Genomic DNA, 15,679 nt, shown 5'->3' with positions numbered 1-15,679 from the left:
ACAAACGACAAGGCCGGCTTCCGCCGGCCTTTTTTGTCGGGTTCATCCTCTCAGCGCCCACCCTGGTTAGGTCCCCCGAGGATCGTCACGTTACCGCCGCCGCCCGACGGCGTCGGTGTGGCGGTGGGCGGCGCGGTGGGCTTCTTTGGCTGCGGCGACTGCTCGCCGAACGCGCGCCGCCGCGGCGGGCCGTCCTGGATGACGCAGTTGTCGGGGTTGGCATTGCGGTCGGTGCACGACGCGTTGCCATAGGTGCGCGACGTGTCCTCCGCGGCCAGGGCGGCCGAGCCGAGCATCGCCAGCAATGCGGCGAAAATAATCCGGTTTCTCATGGCATTCTCCTGTAGCACGTGGCTGCGCCTGGAGTATATCAACACGTAGAATGGCGCCTTTCCCCGAAATCCCCGCCGCCATGAAGGACCTAGTCGAAAAGCTGCGCGCCATTGTTGGACAGCAGAACGTGCTGACCGATCCCGCCGAAGTCGAGCCGTATGCCAACGACTGGCGCGGCATCTATCGCGGCGAGACGGGCTGCGTGGTGAAGCCCGGCAACACCGAGGAAGTGGCCGCGGTCGTGAAGCTCTGCGCCGAGGCCGGCGCGGCGATCGTCCCGCAGGGCGGCAACACCGGCATGTGCATGGCGTCGGTGCCGCGCGTCGGCCGCGGCGAGATCGTGCTCCCGCTCACACGCATGAACCGCATTCGCGAGGTCGACGCCCTCAACAACACCATGACCGTCGAAGCCGGCGTCGTGCTCGCCACCATCCAGCAGGCCGCGGCGCAAGCCGATCGCCTCTTTCCGCTCTCGCTCGGCGCCGAAGGCAGCTGCACCATCGGCGGCAACCTCTCGACCAACGCCGGCGGCGTGAACGTGCTTCGTTACGGCAACACGCGCGATCTCGTCCTCGGCCTCGAAGTGGTGCTGCCCGACGGCCGCGTGTGGAACGGCATGCGTTCCCTGCGCAAGGACAACACCGGCTACGACCTGAAGCAGCTCTTCGTCGGCGCCGAAGGCACGCTCGGCATCATCACCGCGGCGGTGCTCAAGGTCTTTCCGAAGCCGAGCGCTTCGGCGACGGCCTGGGCCGCCGTGCGGGACCCCGAAGCCGCGCTCGAGCTGCTCGCCGTCCTGCGCCGTCACTGCGGCGACCGCATCAACGCCTTCGAGCTCATCTCGCGCGCGTGTCTCGATCTCGTGCTGAAACACATCCCCGGAACGCGCGATCCGCTGGACGCGACCAGCGACTGGTACGTGCTGACCGAGCTCGCCGATTCGCACGCCGGCGACGCGCTGCGCAACGAGCTCGAGCGCTCGCTCGAAGCGGGTCTCGAACAAGGTCTCGTCACCGACGTGACGATCGCGGAGAGCGGCGCGCAGTCGCAGGCGCTGTGGAAGATACGCGAGACCGTACCCGAAGCGGCCAAAGGCGAGGCCGCCATGCTCTATCGCCACGACATCTCGGTCGCGGTGAGCGCGATCCCGCGCTTCATCCGCGAAGCACGCGATGCGCTCGAGAAGCGCTTCCCCGGCGCGAACCTCATCTGCTTCGGCCATCTCGGCGACGGCAACCTGCACTACAACGTGTTCATCCCCGGCCGCGCGCGCGCCGACGCGGCTGCGCGCGAAGCGCACGACGTGACCGACCTCGTCTACGACATCGTTCGGAATTACGGCGGCAGCTTCAGCGCCGAGCACGGTGTGGGGCTCGCGAAAGTGACCGAGCTCGAGCGCTACAAGAGCGCGGTCGAGCTCGACCTGATGCACACCGTCAAGCGCGCGCTCGATCCAGCCGGACTGATGAATCCGGGCAAGGTGCTCGCGGAGCGGCGCGGAACTTAACCGGCCGCCGCCCTGCCTTACCGTCACACTGGAGACCCGAATGACCGAGAAAGTCGAGAAGAGCGACGCCGAGTGGCGCCAGGCGCTCACCCCCGAGCAGTTCGACATCACCCGCCGCAAAGGCACCGAGCGCGCGTTCACCGGCGAGTACTGGGACAACCACGACCAGGGCGTATACAACTGCCGCTGCTGCGGCGCCGAGCTTTTCCGCTCCGACGAGAAATACGATTCGGGCTCGGGCTGGCCGAGCTTCTGGCAGCCGTCGCAGCCCGAGAACGTCGCCACCGAGCAGGATCGCAGCCATTTCATGGTGCGCACCGAGGCGCTGTGCAGCCGCTGCGGCGCGCACCTGGGCCACGTGTTCGAAGACGGCCCGCAGCCGACCGGGGAGCGCTGGTGCATCAACTCGGCTTCGCTGAAATTCGACAAGAAATAAGAGCTTAGCCGGCGTCGGCTATAATCCCCCGCCATGAAATTGCTGTTCGACGTCTTCCCCGTCCTGCTCTTCTTCATCGCGTTCAAGATCCACGGCATCTTCGTCGCCACGGCGGTCGCGATCGCCGCGAGCTTCGCGCAGATCGGCTGGCTGTGGTTTCGCAGAAAGCCCATCGACAAGATGCTGTGGGTGAGCGTCGGTGTCATCACGCTGTTCGGCGGGGCGACGCTCGCGTTCGGGAACGAGACGTTCATCAAATGGAAGCCCACGGTGCTCTACTGGCTGTTCGCCGGCACGCTGATCATCGGCGCGACGGTCTTCCGCAAGAACCTGGTGCGCTCGATCATGGAGAGCCAGGTGACGCTGCCGGAAGAGATCTGGAAGAAGCTCCTCACGAGCTGGATCGGCTTCTTTACCGCGATGGGCGCGCTCAACCTCTATGTCGCCTACAACTTCTCCACCGACGCGTGGGTGAACTTCAAGCTCTTCGGCGGCATCGGCCTCATGCTCGTGTTCGTGCTGCTCCAGGCGCTGGTGCTCGCGCGCCACATGCACGACAAGACCTGACCCACATGTCGGTCAAGGACCTGATCCGCGAGAAGCTCGCGGTGCTCGACCCTGAATCCGTCGACGTGCAGGACGAATCGGCCCTGCACGCCGGCCACGAAGGCGCGAAAGGCGGCGGCGGGCACTACCGCCTCACGCTCGTTTCGCCGAAGTTCGCAGGACAGCCCCTGCAGGCGCGCCATCGCCTCGTCTACCAGGCTCTGCAGCCGCTCATGAGCAAAGACATACACGCGCTCGCGATCCACGCGTATGCGCCCGACGAAATCTGACGACCAAAGGACCCCAGATGATCCGCACGACTCTCAGCCCGCTCGCACTCGCGCTTGCGCTTGCGCTCGCGGCGACTCCGGCGCTCGCCGCCGAGCAGAACGGCAGTTCAACCAAGGTGAACGGCGCGACGATCCCCGGCTACCGCCTCGACGCGGCGGTGCGCTCGCAGGTGGCGCAGGGTCAGAAGGACACGCCCGAGCTGCGCAAAGGCATCCGCGAGATGCTCATCAACCAGGAAGTGGTCGCGCAGGAAGCGGTGAAGCGCGGCGTCGACAAGCAGGGCACCGTCGCCGCGCGCCTGGAGCTCGATCGCCAGAGCATCCTGGCGCAGGCCTTCTTCGAGGATTACTTCAGGAAGAATCCGATCACCGAGGACATGCTGAAGAAGGAGTACGAGCGCCTCAAGCCGCAGCTCCCGGCGAAGGAGTACCGCATCCGCCACATCCTCGTCGAGAAGGAAGAGGACGCTAAAAACTACATTGCGCAGATCAAGAAAGGCGCCAGCTTCGAGAAGCTCGCCTCCGAGCACTCGATCGACCCCGGCTCCAAGGCGAAAGGCGGCGAGCTCGACTGGTCGCCCGCGGAGCGCTACGTGAAGCCTTTCGCCGACGCGGTCAAGCAGATGAAGAAAGGCCAGATGACCGACGCGCCGGTGAAGAGCGACTTCGGGTATCACGTGATCCGCCTCGAAGACGAGCGCGCGACCAAGGTGCCGACGTTCGAGGAAGCGAAAGGCCAGCTCCAGCAGCTCGTGCAGAACCAGATCGTGCAGAGGACGATCGCGGATCTGCGATCGAAAGCGAAAGTGGAGTAACCAAAAAAGCGCACCTCGGTGCGCTTTTTTGCATTCTTCGGGGTCAGACCCAGGCGTCATCGGGGTCTGACCCCGGTTTGCTCTAGGACTGTTGCGGAGGCCTCAGCAGACTGTTCAACTGCCTCGCCAGGTTCTGCAGCGCGTCCGGCGCGAGCGCGACGCGGACGACCAGACGGCCGTTGATGCTCTCGGGCACTTTCTCCACGTGCGGCAGCGCGAGCAGCACCGAAGGCTCGAGGAAGGCGAAGTCGAGGAATGCCACGCCGGGCGTCGCGTTCACCGTCGTGTAGTTCGCGAAGAGCGGCTGGTCGGAGTTGTTGACCGGCACGAGCCTCACGCCGAGGCTCACCGAGCGCGGCTGCTCCTGCCCCTGGGCCGCGCCTGCGACGCTCGCGCTCACCGCCTCGGCGCCCTGTCCCGCTGCGCCGCCTTCCTTGTCCTTGTCCGTCGACTGTGCCATGCGTGTCCTTTCTTCTCAGTGATGTGCGCGCGTGCGCGCCAATGCGGCGTAACAGTGCGGCAATTAGCGGACTGACGCAAGCCGTGTCAGCCGATCCACTTCCTCGCGTTGCGGAAGATGCGCATCCACGGACCGTCCTCGCCCCATTCGTCGGGACGCCACGAATAGCTCACCGTCCTGAAGACACGCTCGGGGTGCGGCATGAGTATCGTGAAGCGTCCGTCGGGCGTGGTGAGCCCGGTGATGCCCTGCGGAGAGCCGTTCGGATTGAACGGATAGACCTCGGTCGGCCTCGCGTAGTGGTCCACGTAGCGCAGCGCGACGAGCGGCCGCGCGGCTTCGACAGCGGCGGCGTCGGCGAACTCGGCGTAGCCCTCGCCGTGCGCGACGGCGATCGGGATGCGGCTGCCCGCCATGCCCTCGAGGAAGATCGACGGCGACTCGAGCACTTCGAGCAAGCCGACGCGCGCTTCGAACTGCTCCGACTTGTTGCGCACGAAATGCGGCCAGCGCTCGGCGCCGGGGATGATCTCGCGCAGGTTCGCCATCATCTGGCAGCCGTTGCACACGCCGAGCGCGAAGGTGTCGCCGCGCGCGAAGAATGCGGAGAACTCGTCGCGCGCTCGGGCGTTGAAGAGGATCGACTTGGCCCAGCCTTCGCCCGCGCCGAGCACGTCGCCGTAGGAGAAGCCGCCGCAGGCCGCGACGCCGGCGAAGTCCTTCAGCGTGACGCGGCCGGCGATGACGTCGCTCATGTGCACGTCGAGCGCGGTGAAGCCGGCGCGGTCGAACGCCGCGGCCATCTCCATCTGGCCGTTGACGCCTTGCTCCCGGAGGATGGCGATCTTCGGTTTGTTGGTGAGGGGAAGGGAGAGATCGGCGGCGGGATCGAAGGTGAGGTGCGCGTGCAGGCCCGGGTCTTGCGCGTCGAGGATGCGGTCGTATTCCTGCTGCGCGCACTCGGGGTTGTCGCGCAGCTTCTGCATCTCGTAGGTCGTCGCGCTCCATGCGCGTTGCAGGTCGATGCGCGCCCTGGAGTAGATTTCCTTGCCGCCGGCGATGAGGCGCAGCGTGTCGTCCGCGTTCGGCTTGCCGATGACGTGCACGTTCGATGCGAGACCGGCGCGCTCGAACGCGGCGCGCACGGTTTCGGCGTCTTGCGTGCGCACCTGGAGCACGGCACCCAGCTCTTCCGAGAACAAGGCAGCAAGGCTTTGCGCTTCGTCGCCGGACGACAGCCCCGGATGCGCGTCGATCGTGACGCCGGCATGGCCCGCGAACATCATCTCCGCGAGCGTGACGAAGAGCCCGCCGTCGGAGCGGTCGTGATACGCGAGGACGCGGTCCTCGTTCTTCAGCGCCTGCAGCGTCTCGAAGAACCCTTTCAGCGCCGCGGCGTCTTCCACGTCCGGCGCTTCGCTGCCGACCTCGCTGTAAACCTGCGCGAGCGCGGAGCCGCCGAGGCGGTTCTTCCCTCTGCCCAAGTCGATCAGCATCAGCACGGTGTCGCCGAGGTCGGTGCGAAGCTGCGGCGTCGACGTGCGGCGCACGTCGGTCACCGGCGCGAACGCCGAAACGATGAGCGACAGCGGCGCGGTCACTTCCTTGCGGCCGTCCTCGTCGCTCCATGCGGTCTTCATCGACAAGGAGTCCTTGCCGACGGGGATGCTGATGCCGAGCGCCGGGCACAGCTCCAGCGCGACCGCGTGCACGGTATCGTAGAGCGCGGCGTCCTCGCCTTCGTGCCCCGCGGCGGCCATCCAGTTCGCCGAGAGCTTCACATGTCCTATCTTTTCGATCGAAGCCGCGGCGACGTTGGTCAGCGCTTCGCCGATCGCCATGCGGCCCGAGGCTTCGGGGTTCACCACCGCGAGCGGCGTGCGCTCGCCCATCGCGAAGGCTTCGCCGAGATAAGTCTCGTAGCCCATCGCAGTCACCGCAACGTCCGCCACCGGCGTCTGCCACGGCCCGACCATCTGATCGCGCGCGGTCAGGCCGCCCACGCTGCGGTCGCCGATCGTGATGAGGAAGGTCTTGTCGGCGACGCTCGGCAGGCGCAGCACGCGCTCCGCCGCTTCGCCGATCGAGAGGCCGGAAAGCTCGAACGGCGGTAGCTCGCGCCGCACCCTCGAGACCTCGCGGCGCATGCGCGGCGGCTTGCCGAGCAGGACGCCAAGCTCCATGTCCACCGGATCGTTGTCGAAGTGCCTGTCGTGCACGACGAGACGGCCGTCGGCGGTCGCACGCCCCACCACCGCGAACGGGCAGCGCTCGCGCTCGCAGATCGCGCGAAACACCGGAAGCTGCTCGGGCGGGATCGCGAGCACATAACGCTCCTGCGCCTCGTTGCACCAGATCTGCATCGGCGACATGCCGGGCTCTTCGTTCGGCACGTCGCGCAGCTCGAAGCGGCCGCCGCGGCCCGCCGAATGCACGAGCTCGGGCAGCGCGTTCGACAGCCCGCCCGCGCCGACGTCGTGGATCGAGAGGATGGGATTGCCGTCACCCAGCCCCCAGCAGCGGTCGATCACTTCCTGTGCGCGGCGCTCGATCTCGGCGTTGCCGCGCTGGACCGAATCGAAATCGAGGTTCTCTTCGTTGGTTCCGGTGTCCATGCTCGACGCGGCGCCGCCGCCGAGGCCGATCAGCATCGCCGGGCCGCCGAGCTGGATGATGAGCGCGCCGTCGGGCAGCGCAGCCTTGGCGGTGTGCGTTGCGTTGATGTTGCCGAGGCCGCCCGCGATCATGATCGGCTTGTGATAGCCGCGCACCTCGTTCGCGACGCTCTGCTCGAACGTGCGGAAGTAACCGGTGAGGTTCGGACGCCCGAACTCGTTGTTGAACGACGCGCCGCCGATCGGTCCTTCGATCATGATCGCAAGCGGTGAAGCGATACGCGACGGCGCGCCGATGCCGTCGTTTTCCCACGGCTGCTCGAAACCGGGAATGCGCAGATTGGAAACGGTGAAGCCGGTGAGCCCCGCTTTCGGCTTCGAGCCGCGGCCGGTCGCGCCTTCGTCCCTGATCTCGCCGCCCGATCCGGTCGATGCGCCCGGGAAAGGCGAGATCGCCGTCGGGTGGTTGTGCGTCTCCACCTTCATCAGGATGTGCGTGAGCTCTTCGGAGTAGCGATACTCGCCCTGCGCATCCGGATACCAGCGCGCGATACCGGCGCCTTCGATCACCGACGAGTTGTCCGAATACGCGACCACGGTGCCTTGGGGATGCTTCGCGTGCGTGGTGCGGATCATGCCGAAGAGCGTGTTCGGCTCGGCCCTGCCGTCGATCACCCACTCGGCGTTGAAGATCTTGTGCCGGCAATGCTCGGAGTTCGCCTGCGCGAACATCATGAGCTCGACGTCGGTCGGATTGCGGCCCATGCGCGTGAAGTTGTCGGCGAGATACGCGATCTCGTCTTCGGACAGCGCCAGTCCCATGTCGCGATTCGCGACCTCGAGCGCTTTGACGCCGCCGCCGATGACGTCGACGGTCGAGAGCGGCTTCGGGTCGTGATGCGCGAAGAGCTTCCCGGCGTCTTCGAGCGAGCCGAGCACCGTCTCGGTCATGCGGTCGTGGATGTGCGGGCGCAGCGCCCTGGCGTCTTCGTCGGTGAGCGGCTTACCGTCTGCGCGCTCGATCCGGTAGGCGACGCCGCGCTCGATGCGCTCGACCGCTTCGAGGCCGCAGTGCTGCGCGATGTCGCTCGCCTTCGAGGACCACGGCGAGATCGTCCCCAGCCGCGGCACGACGAGGAACAGCGTGCCGCGCTCGTCCGGAGCGGCCGACTTCGGGCCATAGGTCAGCAGGCGCTCGAGCCGCTGCATCTCCGCGGCGTCGAGCCGTCGCGTGACGGTCGCAAAGTGCCAGAACTCGGCCGCGATGCGCGCGCCCGGCAGGACGGGAGCGAGGGCGTTGCCGAGCTTCTTGAGACGGAAAGACGAGAGGGCCGCGCGACCCCGGAGCCTGATGAGCTGCGACATGCTGGAAGGGAGGGCTACAAAGCCTTATTTTACCTGAGGTTAGCGCGTTACACTCGCGCTTATGTCAGCCCTTTCCCACGGCACGCCGATCTATCTCACCGAAGACATCCGGCGCATCGAAACGCTCGCGCACGCACGCGTGCCGACGCCGTCTCTGATGGAGCGCGCCGGCCTCGCGGCGGCGGAGCTCGCCCAGGTGCTCGCGACCAGCGGCAAGCGCATCGCGGTCCTCGCCGGTCCCGGTAACAACGGCGGGGATGCATTCGTCGTCGCGCGCCATCTGAAGAGCACGTGGTTCAATGTCGACGTGCTGTTCACCGGCAGCGAGGCAAAGCTCTCGGAGGACGCCGCCGCGGCGCTGAAAGCGTGGCGGGACGCCGGCGGGACGCTCGCGAGCGAGCTCCCACGCGCGGGCGACTGCGGTCTGATCGTCGACGGGCTCTTCGGCATCGGTTTGCAGCGCGACCTCACCGGGCGCTACGCCGAGCTCGTGCAATGGATGGCCGCCGCACGCTGTCCGGTGCTCGCGCTCGACGTGCCGAGCGGCCTCGAATCGGACAGCGGCCGCGTCCTCGGCTGCGCGGTGCGTGCGACGCACACGATCACGTTCATCGGCATGAAGCCGGGGCTGCTCACGCTCGACGCGGTCGATCATTGCGGTGAGCTCCACCTCGCGACGCTCGATCTCGATGCGCCCGCGCTCGTCGCGCCGCACGGTCACCTCATCGATCGCGACGTGCTGCGCGCCCTCCCCGCGCGGCGGCTCAATTCGCACAAAGGCGATTACGGCAGCGTCGGCATCGTGGGCGGCGCGAGCGGCATGGTCGGCGCGGCGCTGCTCGCGGGGCGCGCCGCGCTCAAGCTCGGCGCCGGACGCGTCTACGTAGGCTTCGAAGCCGCCGATGCGCCGGGCGTCGATCTCGTGCAGCCCGAGCTCATGCTGAGGCGCGCCGAGTCGATCTTCGAGCTCGACCATCTCACGTGCCTCGCCGTCGGCCCGGGGCTCGGTCAGTCCGCGGGCGCGGAGAAGCTCCTGTCTTCCGCGCTGTCGAGCGACCTCCCGCTGGTGCTCGATGCCGATGCGCTCAACCTCATCGCGAGAGGGGGTGGGCTGCGCGATGCGCTGCTTGCGCGTAATGCGCCTGCTCTGCTCACTCCCCACCCGGCCGAAGCCGCGCGGCTGCTCGGCGTGTCGACGGCGGACGTGCAGCGCGACCGCGTCGAAGCCGCATTGCAGATCGCCGGGACATTGAGGAGTGCGATCGTCCTCAAAGGCGCCGGCAGCGTCTGCGCATGGCCCGGCGGACGCTGGGCGATCAACACCTCGGGCAACGCCGGCATGGCGAGCGCGGGGATGGGCGATGTGTTGACCGGATTTCTCGCGGCGCTGATCGCGCAGCGCGTGCCGCCGGACGCCGCGCTCGAATGCGGTGTCCATCTGCATGGCGCGGCGGCGGACCTTCTCGTCCACGACGGCGTCGGTCCGACGGGGCTGACCGCTGGCGAAGTGATCGACGCCGCTCGACGGCTTATCAACGTCAGGCCGTGATCGCGCGCACCGTGAACATGCCCAGCATCGTCATGAGCAACGACCCGGCCAGGTGGGTGAGGATGAGCACGCTCGCCCAGCCGTACTGCTGACGCGAAAGCAATCCCACCGCTTCGGCGGAGAACGTCGAGAACGTCGTCAGCCCGCCGAGGAATCCGGTGATGATGAAGAGCCGCCACTCGGGCGTGAGCAGCGAGTGGTGCATGACGATCTCGACCGCGATGCCGATGAGATAGCCGCCGACGAGGTTCGCGGTCAGCGTGCCGAGCGGGAGATTGGGCGTGAGATGGTTGAGCGCGACCGAAAGACCCCAGCGCAGCCACGCGCCGATCGCGGCGCCGAGCCCGACGGCGACGAATCCCGCGCCGTTCAACTCAGCCTTTCAGCCGCCAGCGCCCGGCCGCGATGTCGTCGGAGGCGCGGGCGTCGACCCAGCGCGCGCCTTCGGACGTTTGCTCGTTCTTCCAGAACGGCGCCTGCGTCTTGAGGTAATCCATGATGAACTCGCAGGCCGCGAAGGCGTCGCCGCGATGCGAGCTCGTCACGATGACCAGCACGATCTGGTCGGTCGGCGCGAGCGTGCCGACGCGATGCACGACGAGCGCGTCGATCACGTTCCAGCGGCCCCTCGCCTGCGACACGATCGCCTCGATCGACTTTTCGGTCATGCCCGGATAGTGCTCGAGCGTCATGCGCGACACGGTGTCGCCTTCGTTCACGTCACGCACCACGCCGACGAAGCTCGCGACCGCGCCGATCGAGCGATTGCCTTTGCGCAGCGCGGCGATCTCCCGGCCGACGTCGAAATCTTCGGTCTGGATGCGAACGGTCATGGCCTCAGCCGCCGGTCACCGGCGGAAAGAACGCGATCTCGTCGCCGTCCTTCACCGGCGTGTCGGGCGCGGCCATTTCCTGGTTGACCGCGGCGCGGATCGGGCGCGCACCGCCAAGCTCGTGCGCCCACGCGCCGCCGCGCGCGATCAGCGCGCCGCGCAGCCCCGCGAGATCCGCGACGCCGCGCGGCAATGCGAGCTCTTCGCTGCCCTTGCCGAGCGCTTCCTTCAGCCGGGCGAAATAGAGGATCGTCACCATCCCCCGATTATCCTGCACGTGCCGCGCCCGCGCCACGCGCGAGGCCGACGTGCTCGAGGATGAACTCGGCGACGCGCGCCGGATCGTTGAGATCCAGCTGGGGGAGCCTGGTATCCAGCGCAGCGTCCGTCGCCACCGCGACGATGTGAGGGTCGTGCGGATGGATGAGCGGCTCGCCGACCTCCTTCCGGAAGATCTCGAGCTTGGGGATCGCTTCGCGCTTGTAGCCTTCGACGAGCAGCAGGTCGACCGGCGAGATGTGCCTGATCTGCTCGGCAAGCTCGGGCTCGGGCGCGCCGCGCAGCTCGTGGATCAGCGCCCAGCGCCGGGACGAGGTCACCAGCACCTCGGTGCAGCCCGCCGTGCGATGGCGATACGAGTCCTTGCCCGGCTGGTCGACGTCGAACGTGTGGTGGGCGTGCTTGATGAGCGAGACCGTGAGGCCTTTCGCCGTGATCAGGGGGATCAGTCGCTCGATGAGGGTGGTCTTGCCGCTGCCCGAATAGCCTGCGAAGCCGAAGATCTTCATGGGTGGAGATTATGGCGCATGGAAGACGCCGTGCCGATCCAGCGACACCGCCTTGACGAGAGCGTAGACCGGAAGGCCCGCAGCGAGACCGAGCCGCTCGGCCGCGCGATGGGTGACGCGCGCGCGCAAGCTCGTGTTCCCGACCGTAAGGCCGACGCGCACCACGCCCTCGCGCGGCTTTGTCACGTCGGTGACCCGCGCCGCGAGGACGTTCTGGACGCTGATCGCGCGCGGCGCTTCCAGCGCGAGCGACACGTCGCGGGCGCGGATGCGCAGCCTCACGGTCTCGCCGATCGCGGCGTGCGCGCCTGCGACGCTCAGCGTGCCGCCGTCGAACGCAAGCGTCGTCATCGCGAACTCGGGATCGCGGGCGACCACGCGCGCGTCGATCACCGCCCCGCCTTCGAACAGTGCCCCGGTGCTGCCGAGATCGGGGCGGCCCATCACCGCTTCGACGGGACCGGCGGCGACGACCTTGCCGGCCGCGAGCAGCACCACCGAATCGGCGATGCGCAGCACCTCGTCGATGGCGTGGCTCACGTAGACGATCGGCAGCCGGGTCTCGTCGCGCAAGCGCTCGATGTAGTCGAGGATCTCGTCCTTGCGCTGCGCGTCGAGCGCGGCGAGCGGCTCGTCCATCAATAGCACCTGAGGCGCCGCGAGCAGCGCGCGGCCGATCGCGACGCGCTGCTTCTCGCCGCCCGAGAGATCGCCGGGACGCCGTTGCAGCAGCCGATCGATGCCGAGCAGCGCGGTGATCTGCTCGAGCGGCGGACCGCTGGTCGACCCGCGCCGTCGGCCGTACAGCAGGTTGTGCTTCACCGTGAGATGCGGGAAGAGCCGCCCTTCCTGGAAGACGTAGCCGACACGCCGTTCGTGCACCGGCACGTCGATGCGCTCCGCACTGTCGAACAGCACGCGACCGTCGATGACGATGCGCCCGCGGTCCGGCCGCACGAGCCCCGCGATCATGTTGACGAGGGTGCTCTTGCCCGCGCCCGAGCGACCGAACAATGCCGTCACGTGCGCATCGGTGGCGAACTTCGCTTCGAGGTCCAGCGTTCCGACGCGGGCGGAGACGTCGACTTCAATCATCGCTGCCCCGCATGCGCTGCGTCGCGCGCCGCGACAGCACTTCCGACACGACCAGCGCCGCAAGCGACAGCGCGACCGCGATGAGCGACAGCCGCATCGCGCCCTCGTCGCCGCCCGGCACCTGCGTATACGTGTAGATCGCGAGCGGCAGCGTGCGCGTCTCGCCCGGGATGTTCGACACGAAAGTGATCGTCGCCCCGAACTCGCCGAGGCTGCGCGCGAACGAGAGCACGGTGCCGGTGATGATGCCGGGCATCATCAGCGGCAGCGTCACCGTGACGAAGACGCGCGCGCGCGTCGCGCCGAGCGTGCGCGCCGCGGCTTCGAGGTGGCGGTCGACGCTCTCGAGCGAAAGCCGCATCGCCCGCACCATCAGCGGAAAGCCCATCACCGCGCAGGCGAGCGCCGCCCCGGTCCAGCGGAACGAGAAGACGATGCCGAAGTACTCCTCCAGCGGCGCGCCGAGCACGCCTTTGCGCCCCAGCAGCAGCAGCAGGAAATAGCCGACGACCACCGGCGGCAGCACCAGCGGCAGGTGCACCACGGCGTCGAACACGCTCTTGCCGAAGAACCGCGACCGCGCGAGGAGCGCCGCGGCCGCGAGCGCGAGCGGAAGGCTGCCGACGACGCTCCAGACGGCGATCTTCAGGCTGAGCCGAACGACCTCCCATTCCTCGGGGCTCATGGGGTGCTGACGGGCTCGATCATGCCGGACCGTGCATAGCTTTGACGGGGCGTTATATATGCCCGAATATATCGGTTCCCGCAACCTCCAAGCCCGTCGCCATGCCGTTGCCGCGGTTGAGCGCATTCGCCTGCGTCCTCACCCTCCTGTTCACCGCTGCCGCCGCGCACGCGGACAACCTGACCGTCTTCGCCGCAGCCAGCATCAAGAACGCGCTCGACGAGATCGTGAGGTCCCACGCGAAGCGCAGCGGCGACAAGGTCACGGTGTCCTACGCCGCGAGCTCCGCGCTCGCGAAGCAGATCGAGCAGGGCGCGCCTGCGGACGTCTTCATCTCCGCCGACCTGGACTGGATGGATTACCTGGAGAAGCGCACTCTGATCAAACCGGCATCGCGTTACAACCTGCTGCGCAACCGGCTGGCGCTCGTCGCCCCCGCAGAAAGCAAGACCCGCCTGAAGATCGCGCCAGGGTTTGCTCTGGGCGCCCTCCTCGGCAAGGAGCGTCTCGCCATGGCGGATCCCGACGTCGTGCCTGCCGGCCGCTACGGCAAGGCCGCGCTGTCGATGCTCGGCGTGTGGAAGGACGTACAATCCAGAGTCGCATCGGCCGCGGACGTGCGTGCGGCGCTGCTGCTGGTCGCGCGCGGCGAAGCCCCGCTCGGCATCGTGTACACGACCGACGCCGCCGTCGAGCCCAGGGTGCGCGTGATCGATCTCTTCCCGGAGAGCACGCATCCGCCGATCGTGTACCCCGCGGCCGTGACCACGCAGAGCCGAAGCGTCGCGGCCGAAACCTTGCTGCGCGTGTTGCGCGAAGCGCCTGCACGCGCCGTTTTCGAAAAATACGGATTCCGATGAAAGAGCTCGAAGCCATCGCACTCGAAGCCGGACGCGCACGCGCCGCCGGCAAACCGGTCGCGCTCGCGACGGTCGTCAGCATCGACGGCTCGTCCTATCGCCTGCCCGGCGCGCGCATGCTCATCGTCGACGGCAAGTGGACCGCGGGCTCGATCAGCGGCGGCTGCCTCGAGGACGACGTCGTGCTGCGCGCCAACGACGCGATCGCACGTGCAGAGCCGGCCATCGCGCGCTACGACACGACCAACGACGACGACATCGTGTTCGGGGTCGGACTGGGCTGCAAAGGCATCATCGACATCTTCGTCGAGCCGATGGGCGCACCGTCGCCTCGCGCCGACTTCGTCGAGTTCGCGGGTTCGTGCCTGCGCGAGCGCAGGCACGGCACCGCGGCGACCGTGATACGCGCGTCGGGCGCCGCGCCGAAAGCCGGTTCGCGGCTGCTGGTCAGCGATCGCGGCGCCATCACCGACATCGAAGACGAGCGCTTCGCAGCCGAGCTGCGCCGCGTCGTTACGGGCGGCACCGGCCCGGCGCGCATCGTGAGCGTGGCGGTCGGATCCGCCACCGCGGACGTGTTCATCGAGCACATCGAGCCGGCGCTGCCGCTCGTCGTCTTCGGCGCGGGGCACGACGCGGTGCCGGTGGTGCGGCTCGCCAAGGAGATCGGCTGGCACGTGACGCTCGTCGACCACCGCCCGGCGTACGCGACCGTTTCGCGTTTCCCCGGCGCGGATCGCATCGTCATCACTCAGCCCGCGGGCGTCGCGAAGGAGGTGGCTTTCGACGACGATACGGTCGCGCTCGTCATGACGCACAACTACCTGCGGGACCGCGAGCTGCTGGAGATGCTGCTCGCTTCACCGGTGCAGTACATCGGTCTGCTCGGCCCGCACCGCAGGGCGAACGACATCCTGCGCGACCTTCGCGAAAAAGGCGTCGAGCCGACTGCGGACCGGCTCGCCCGCCTCTACGCGCCGGTCGGTCTGGACATCGGGTCGGAAGGACCGGCGGAAGTGGCTTTGTCGATACTCGCCGAGATGCAGGCGGTGGTCACGCAGCACCGCGGCGGCCACCTGCGCGAGCGCAAGAAGCCGATACACCAGGCTTAGGAGCTGCGCTTCGTCGGTTTGCGTACATGGGCCGAAAACCTCGCGATATCCGCGGCGATGGCCGCCGAAGCTTTCGATTCCATGCGGTAATACGCGTCGACGATGCGTTTGCCGAAGTCGGTCACCAGCGCACCGCCGCCGCGCTTGCCGCCCACGGCGGTGGTGACGACCGGCTCGTCGAAGCTCGCATTGAGCGCCTCGACGAGCTGCCAGGCGCGGCGGTACGACATGCCCATCTCGCGCGCCGCGGCGGAAATCGATCCGGTGGTCTCGATGAGGCTGATGAGCCGCGCCTTCCCGGGGCCCATCGCGGGAAAATCGCCCGTCAGTATGCGCAGGGTCAAACCGGGGTAACGTGGCATGCGGACATTTTAGCGTCGGGCGTGTAAG

At 67.8% G+C, this 15,679-nt stretch carries 18 protein-coding genes; 8 read left to right on the top strand and 10 right to left on the bottom strand.

Annotated features, from left to right (window positions below):
• Positions 1 to 50 precede the first annotated feature (50 nt).
• Positions 51 to 332 (bottom strand): hypothetical protein, encoded by a 282-nt coding sequence (locus VHP37_27910; GenBank protein ID HEX2830197.1) that lies wholly within the window; start codon positions 330 to 332, stop codon positions 51 to 53.
• An 80-nt stretch (positions 333 to 412) separates the two neighbouring features.
• Between VHP37_27910 and VHP37_27905 the strand changes: the two genes are divergently transcribed.
• The 5 genes from VHP37_27905 to VHP37_27885 are packed head-to-tail and all read left to right on the top strand — an operon-like array spanning position 413 to position 3,927.
• Positions 413 to 1,840, top strand: a complete 1,428-nt coding sequence (locus tag VHP37_27905) for an FAD-binding oxidoreductase (protein HEX2830196.1) — start codon at positions 413 to 415, stop codon at positions 1,838 to 1,840.
• 40 nt (positions 1,841 to 1,880) lie between these two features.
• Positions 1,881 to 2,276: a peptide-methionine (R)-S-oxide reductase MsrB gene (gene msrB / locus VHP37_27900; GenBank protein HEX2830195.1), complete on the top strand. Its 396-nt coding sequence runs from the start codon at positions 1,881 to 1,883 to the stop codon at positions 2,274 to 2,276.
• A 33-nt stretch (positions 2,277 to 2,309) separates the two neighbouring features.
• Positions 2,310 to 2,843 carry a septation protein A gene (locus VHP37_27895; GenBank protein ID HEX2830194.1) on the top strand — a complete coding sequence of 178 codons (534 nt, stop codon included), beginning with the start codon at positions 2,310 to 2,312 and terminating at the stop codon, positions 2,841 to 2,843.
• Between the two features lie 5 nt (positions 2,844 to 2,848).
• Positions 2,849 to 3,112, top strand: coding sequence for a BolA family protein (locus VHP37_27890; GenBank protein ID HEX2830193.1), 264 nt, complete (start codon positions 2,849 to 2,851; stop codon positions 3,110 to 3,112).
• 17 nt (positions 3,113 to 3,129) lie between these two features.
• Positions 3,130 to 3,927, top strand: a complete 798-nt coding sequence (locus VHP37_27885; GenBank protein ID HEX2830192.1) for a peptidylprolyl isomerase — start codon at positions 3,130 to 3,132, stop codon at positions 3,925 to 3,927.
• Positions 3,928 to 4,009: 82 nt separating this feature from the next.
• Here VHP37_27885 and VHP37_27880 read toward each other — a convergent pair whose 3' ends face one another.
• Positions 4,010 to 4,387 carry a hypothetical protein gene (locus VHP37_27880; GenBank protein ID HEX2830191.1) on the bottom strand — a complete coding sequence of 126 codons (378 nt, stop codon included), beginning with the start codon at positions 4,385 to 4,387 and terminating at the stop codon, positions 4,010 to 4,012.
• A gap of 86 nt (positions 4,388 to 4,473) precedes the next feature.
• Positions 4,474 to 8,367, bottom strand: coding sequence for a phosphoribosylformylglycinamidine synthase (purL, locus tag VHP37_27875; protein HEX2830190.1), 3,894 nt, complete (start codon positions 8,365 to 8,367; stop codon positions 4,474 to 4,476).
• Between the two features lie 61 nt (positions 8,368 to 8,428).
• On the opposite strand from purL, the gene VHP37_27870 reads away from it, so the two are divergent.
• Positions 8,429 to 9,916, top strand: coding sequence for an NAD(P)H-hydrate dehydratase (locus VHP37_27870; protein ID HEX2830189.1), 1,488 nt, complete (start codon positions 8,429 to 8,431; stop codon positions 9,914 to 9,916).
• Here VHP37_27870 and crcB read toward each other — a convergent pair.
• From crcB to modB, 6 genes are read right to left on the bottom strand one after another with little or no spacing between them, the layout of a single operon-like run.
• Positions 9,906 to 10,289: a fluoride efflux transporter CrcB gene (gene crcB / locus VHP37_27865; protein HEX2830188.1), complete on the bottom strand. Its 384-nt coding sequence runs from the start codon at positions 10,287 to 10,289 to the stop codon at positions 9,906 to 9,908. The genes VHP37_27870 and crcB overlap by 11 nt on opposite strands.
• Position 10,290: 1 nt before the next feature.
• Positions 10,291 to 10,749 (bottom strand): molybdopterin synthase catalytic subunit MoaE, encoded by a 459-nt coding sequence (gene moaE, locus VHP37_27860; GenBank protein HEX2830187.1) that lies wholly within the window; start codon positions 10,747 to 10,749, stop codon positions 10,291 to 10,293.
• A gap of 4 nt (positions 10,750 to 10,753) precedes the next feature.
• Positions 10,754 to 11,008 (bottom strand): molybdopterin converting factor subunit 1, encoded by a 255-nt coding sequence (gene moaD / locus VHP37_27855; GenBank protein ID HEX2830186.1) that lies wholly within the window; start codon positions 11,006 to 11,008, stop codon positions 10,754 to 10,756.
• Positions 11,009 to 11,015: 7 nt separating this feature from the next.
• Positions 11,016 to 11,537, bottom strand: coding sequence for a molybdopterin-guanine dinucleotide biosynthesis protein B (gene mobB, locus VHP37_27850; GenBank protein HEX2830185.1), 522 nt, complete (start codon positions 11,535 to 11,537; stop codon positions 11,016 to 11,018).
• A 9-nt stretch (positions 11,538 to 11,546) separates the two neighbouring features.
• Positions 11,547 to 12,632 (bottom strand): molybdenum ABC transporter ATP-binding protein, encoded by a 1,086-nt coding sequence (gene modC, locus VHP37_27845; GenBank protein HEX2830184.1) that lies wholly within the window; start codon positions 12,630 to 12,632, stop codon positions 11,547 to 11,549.
• On the bottom strand, positions 12,625 to 13,317 hold the full coding sequence (modB, locus tag VHP37_27840) for a molybdate ABC transporter permease subunit (protein HEX2830183.1): 693 nt from the start codon (positions 13,315 to 13,317) through the stop codon (positions 12,625 to 12,627). The genes modC and modB overlap by 8 nt, the downstream gene beginning before the upstream one ends.
• A gap of 116 nt (positions 13,318 to 13,433) precedes the next feature.
• Here modB and modA point away from each other — a divergent pair, with 116 nt between their 5' ends.
• A complete protein-coding gene (gene modA, locus VHP37_27835) occupies positions 13,434 to 14,177 on the top strand; it encodes a molybdate ABC transporter substrate-binding protein (protein ID HEX2830182.1) in 744 nt (247 codons plus the stop codon).
• A complete protein-coding gene (locus VHP37_27830) occupies positions 14,174 to 15,289 on the top strand; it encodes an XdhC family protein (GenBank protein HEX2830181.1) in 1,116 nt (371 codons plus the stop codon). Before modA ends, VHP37_27830 begins: the two co-directional genes overlap by 4 nt.
• Here VHP37_27830 and VHP37_27825 read toward each other — a convergent pair.
• A complete protein-coding gene (locus tag VHP37_27825; protein ID HEX2830180.1) occupies positions 15,286 to 15,651 on the bottom strand; it encodes a LysR family transcriptional regulator in 366 nt (121 codons plus the stop codon). The two genes, VHP37_27830 and VHP37_27825, sit on opposite strands and share 4 nt — an antisense overlap.
• Positions 15,652 to 15,679 lie beyond the last annotated feature (28 nt).

The sequence above is a fragment of the Burkholderiales bacterium genome, assembly GCA_036262035.1.
In the GTDB taxonomy this organism is placed as follows: Bacteria; Pseudomonadota; Gammaproteobacteria; order Burkholderiales; family SG8-41; genus JAQGMV01.
This window is presented reverse-complemented; position numbering and strand designations above follow the sequence as displayed.

Bases quoted from the DNA above. Each gene is read 5' to 3' on its own strand.
- VHP37_27910 (HEX2830197.1), bottom strand. From the start codon at position 332: ATGAGAAACCGGATTATTTTCGCCGCATTGCTGGCGATGCTCGGCTCG.
- VHP37_27905 (HEX2830196.1), top strand. From the start codon at position 413: ATGAAGGACCTAGTCGAAAAGCTGCGCGCCATTGTTGGACAGCAGAAC.
- msrB (HEX2830195.1), top strand. From the start codon at position 1,881: ATGACCGAGAAAGTCGAGAAGAGCGACGCCGAGTGGCGCCAGGCGCTC.
- VHP37_27895 (HEX2830194.1), top strand. From the start codon at position 2,310: ATGAAATTGCTGTTCGACGTCTTCCCCGTCCTGCTCTTCTTCATCGCG.
- VHP37_27890 (HEX2830193.1), top strand. From the start codon at position 2,849: ATGTCGGTCAAGGACCTGATCCGCGAGAAGCTCGCGGTGCTCGACCCT.
- VHP37_27885 (HEX2830192.1), top strand. From the start codon at position 3,130: ATGATCCGCACGACTCTCAGCCCGCTCGCACTCGCGCTTGCGCTTGCG.
- VHP37_27880 (HEX2830191.1), bottom strand. From the start codon at position 4,387: ATGGCACAGTCGACGGACAAGGACAAGGAAGGCGGCGCAGCGGGACAG.
- purL (HEX2830190.1), bottom strand. From the start codon at position 8,367: ATGTCGCAGCTCATCAGGCTCCGGGGTCGCGCGGCCCTCTCGTCTTTC.
- VHP37_27870 (HEX2830189.1), top strand. From the start codon at position 8,429: ATGTCAGCCCTTTCCCACGGCACGCCGATCTATCTCACCGAAGACATC.
- moaE (HEX2830187.1), bottom strand. From the start codon at position 10,749: ATGACCGTTCGCATCCAGACCGAAGATTTCGACGTCGGCCGGGAGATC.
- moaD (HEX2830186.1), bottom strand. From the start codon at position 11,008: ATGGTGACGATCCTCTATTTCGCCCGGCTGAAGGAAGCGCTCGGCAAG.
- mobB (HEX2830185.1), bottom strand. From the start codon at position 11,537: ATGAAGATCTTCGGCTTCGCAGGCTATTCGGGCAGCGGCAAGACCACC.
- modC (HEX2830184.1), bottom strand. From the start codon at position 12,632: ATGATTGAAGTCGACGTCTCCGCCCGCGTCGGAACGCTGGACCTCGAA.
- modB (HEX2830183.1), bottom strand. From the start codon at position 13,317: ATGAGCCCCGAGGAATGGGAGGTCGTTCGGCTCAGCCTGAAGATCGCC.
- VHP37_27830 (HEX2830181.1), top strand. From the start codon at position 14,174: ATGAAAGAGCTCGAAGCCATCGCACTCGAAGCCGGACGCGCACGCGCC.
- VHP37_27825 (HEX2830180.1), bottom strand. From the start codon at position 15,651: ATGCCACGTTACCCCGGTTTGACCCTGCGCATACTGACGGGCGATTTT.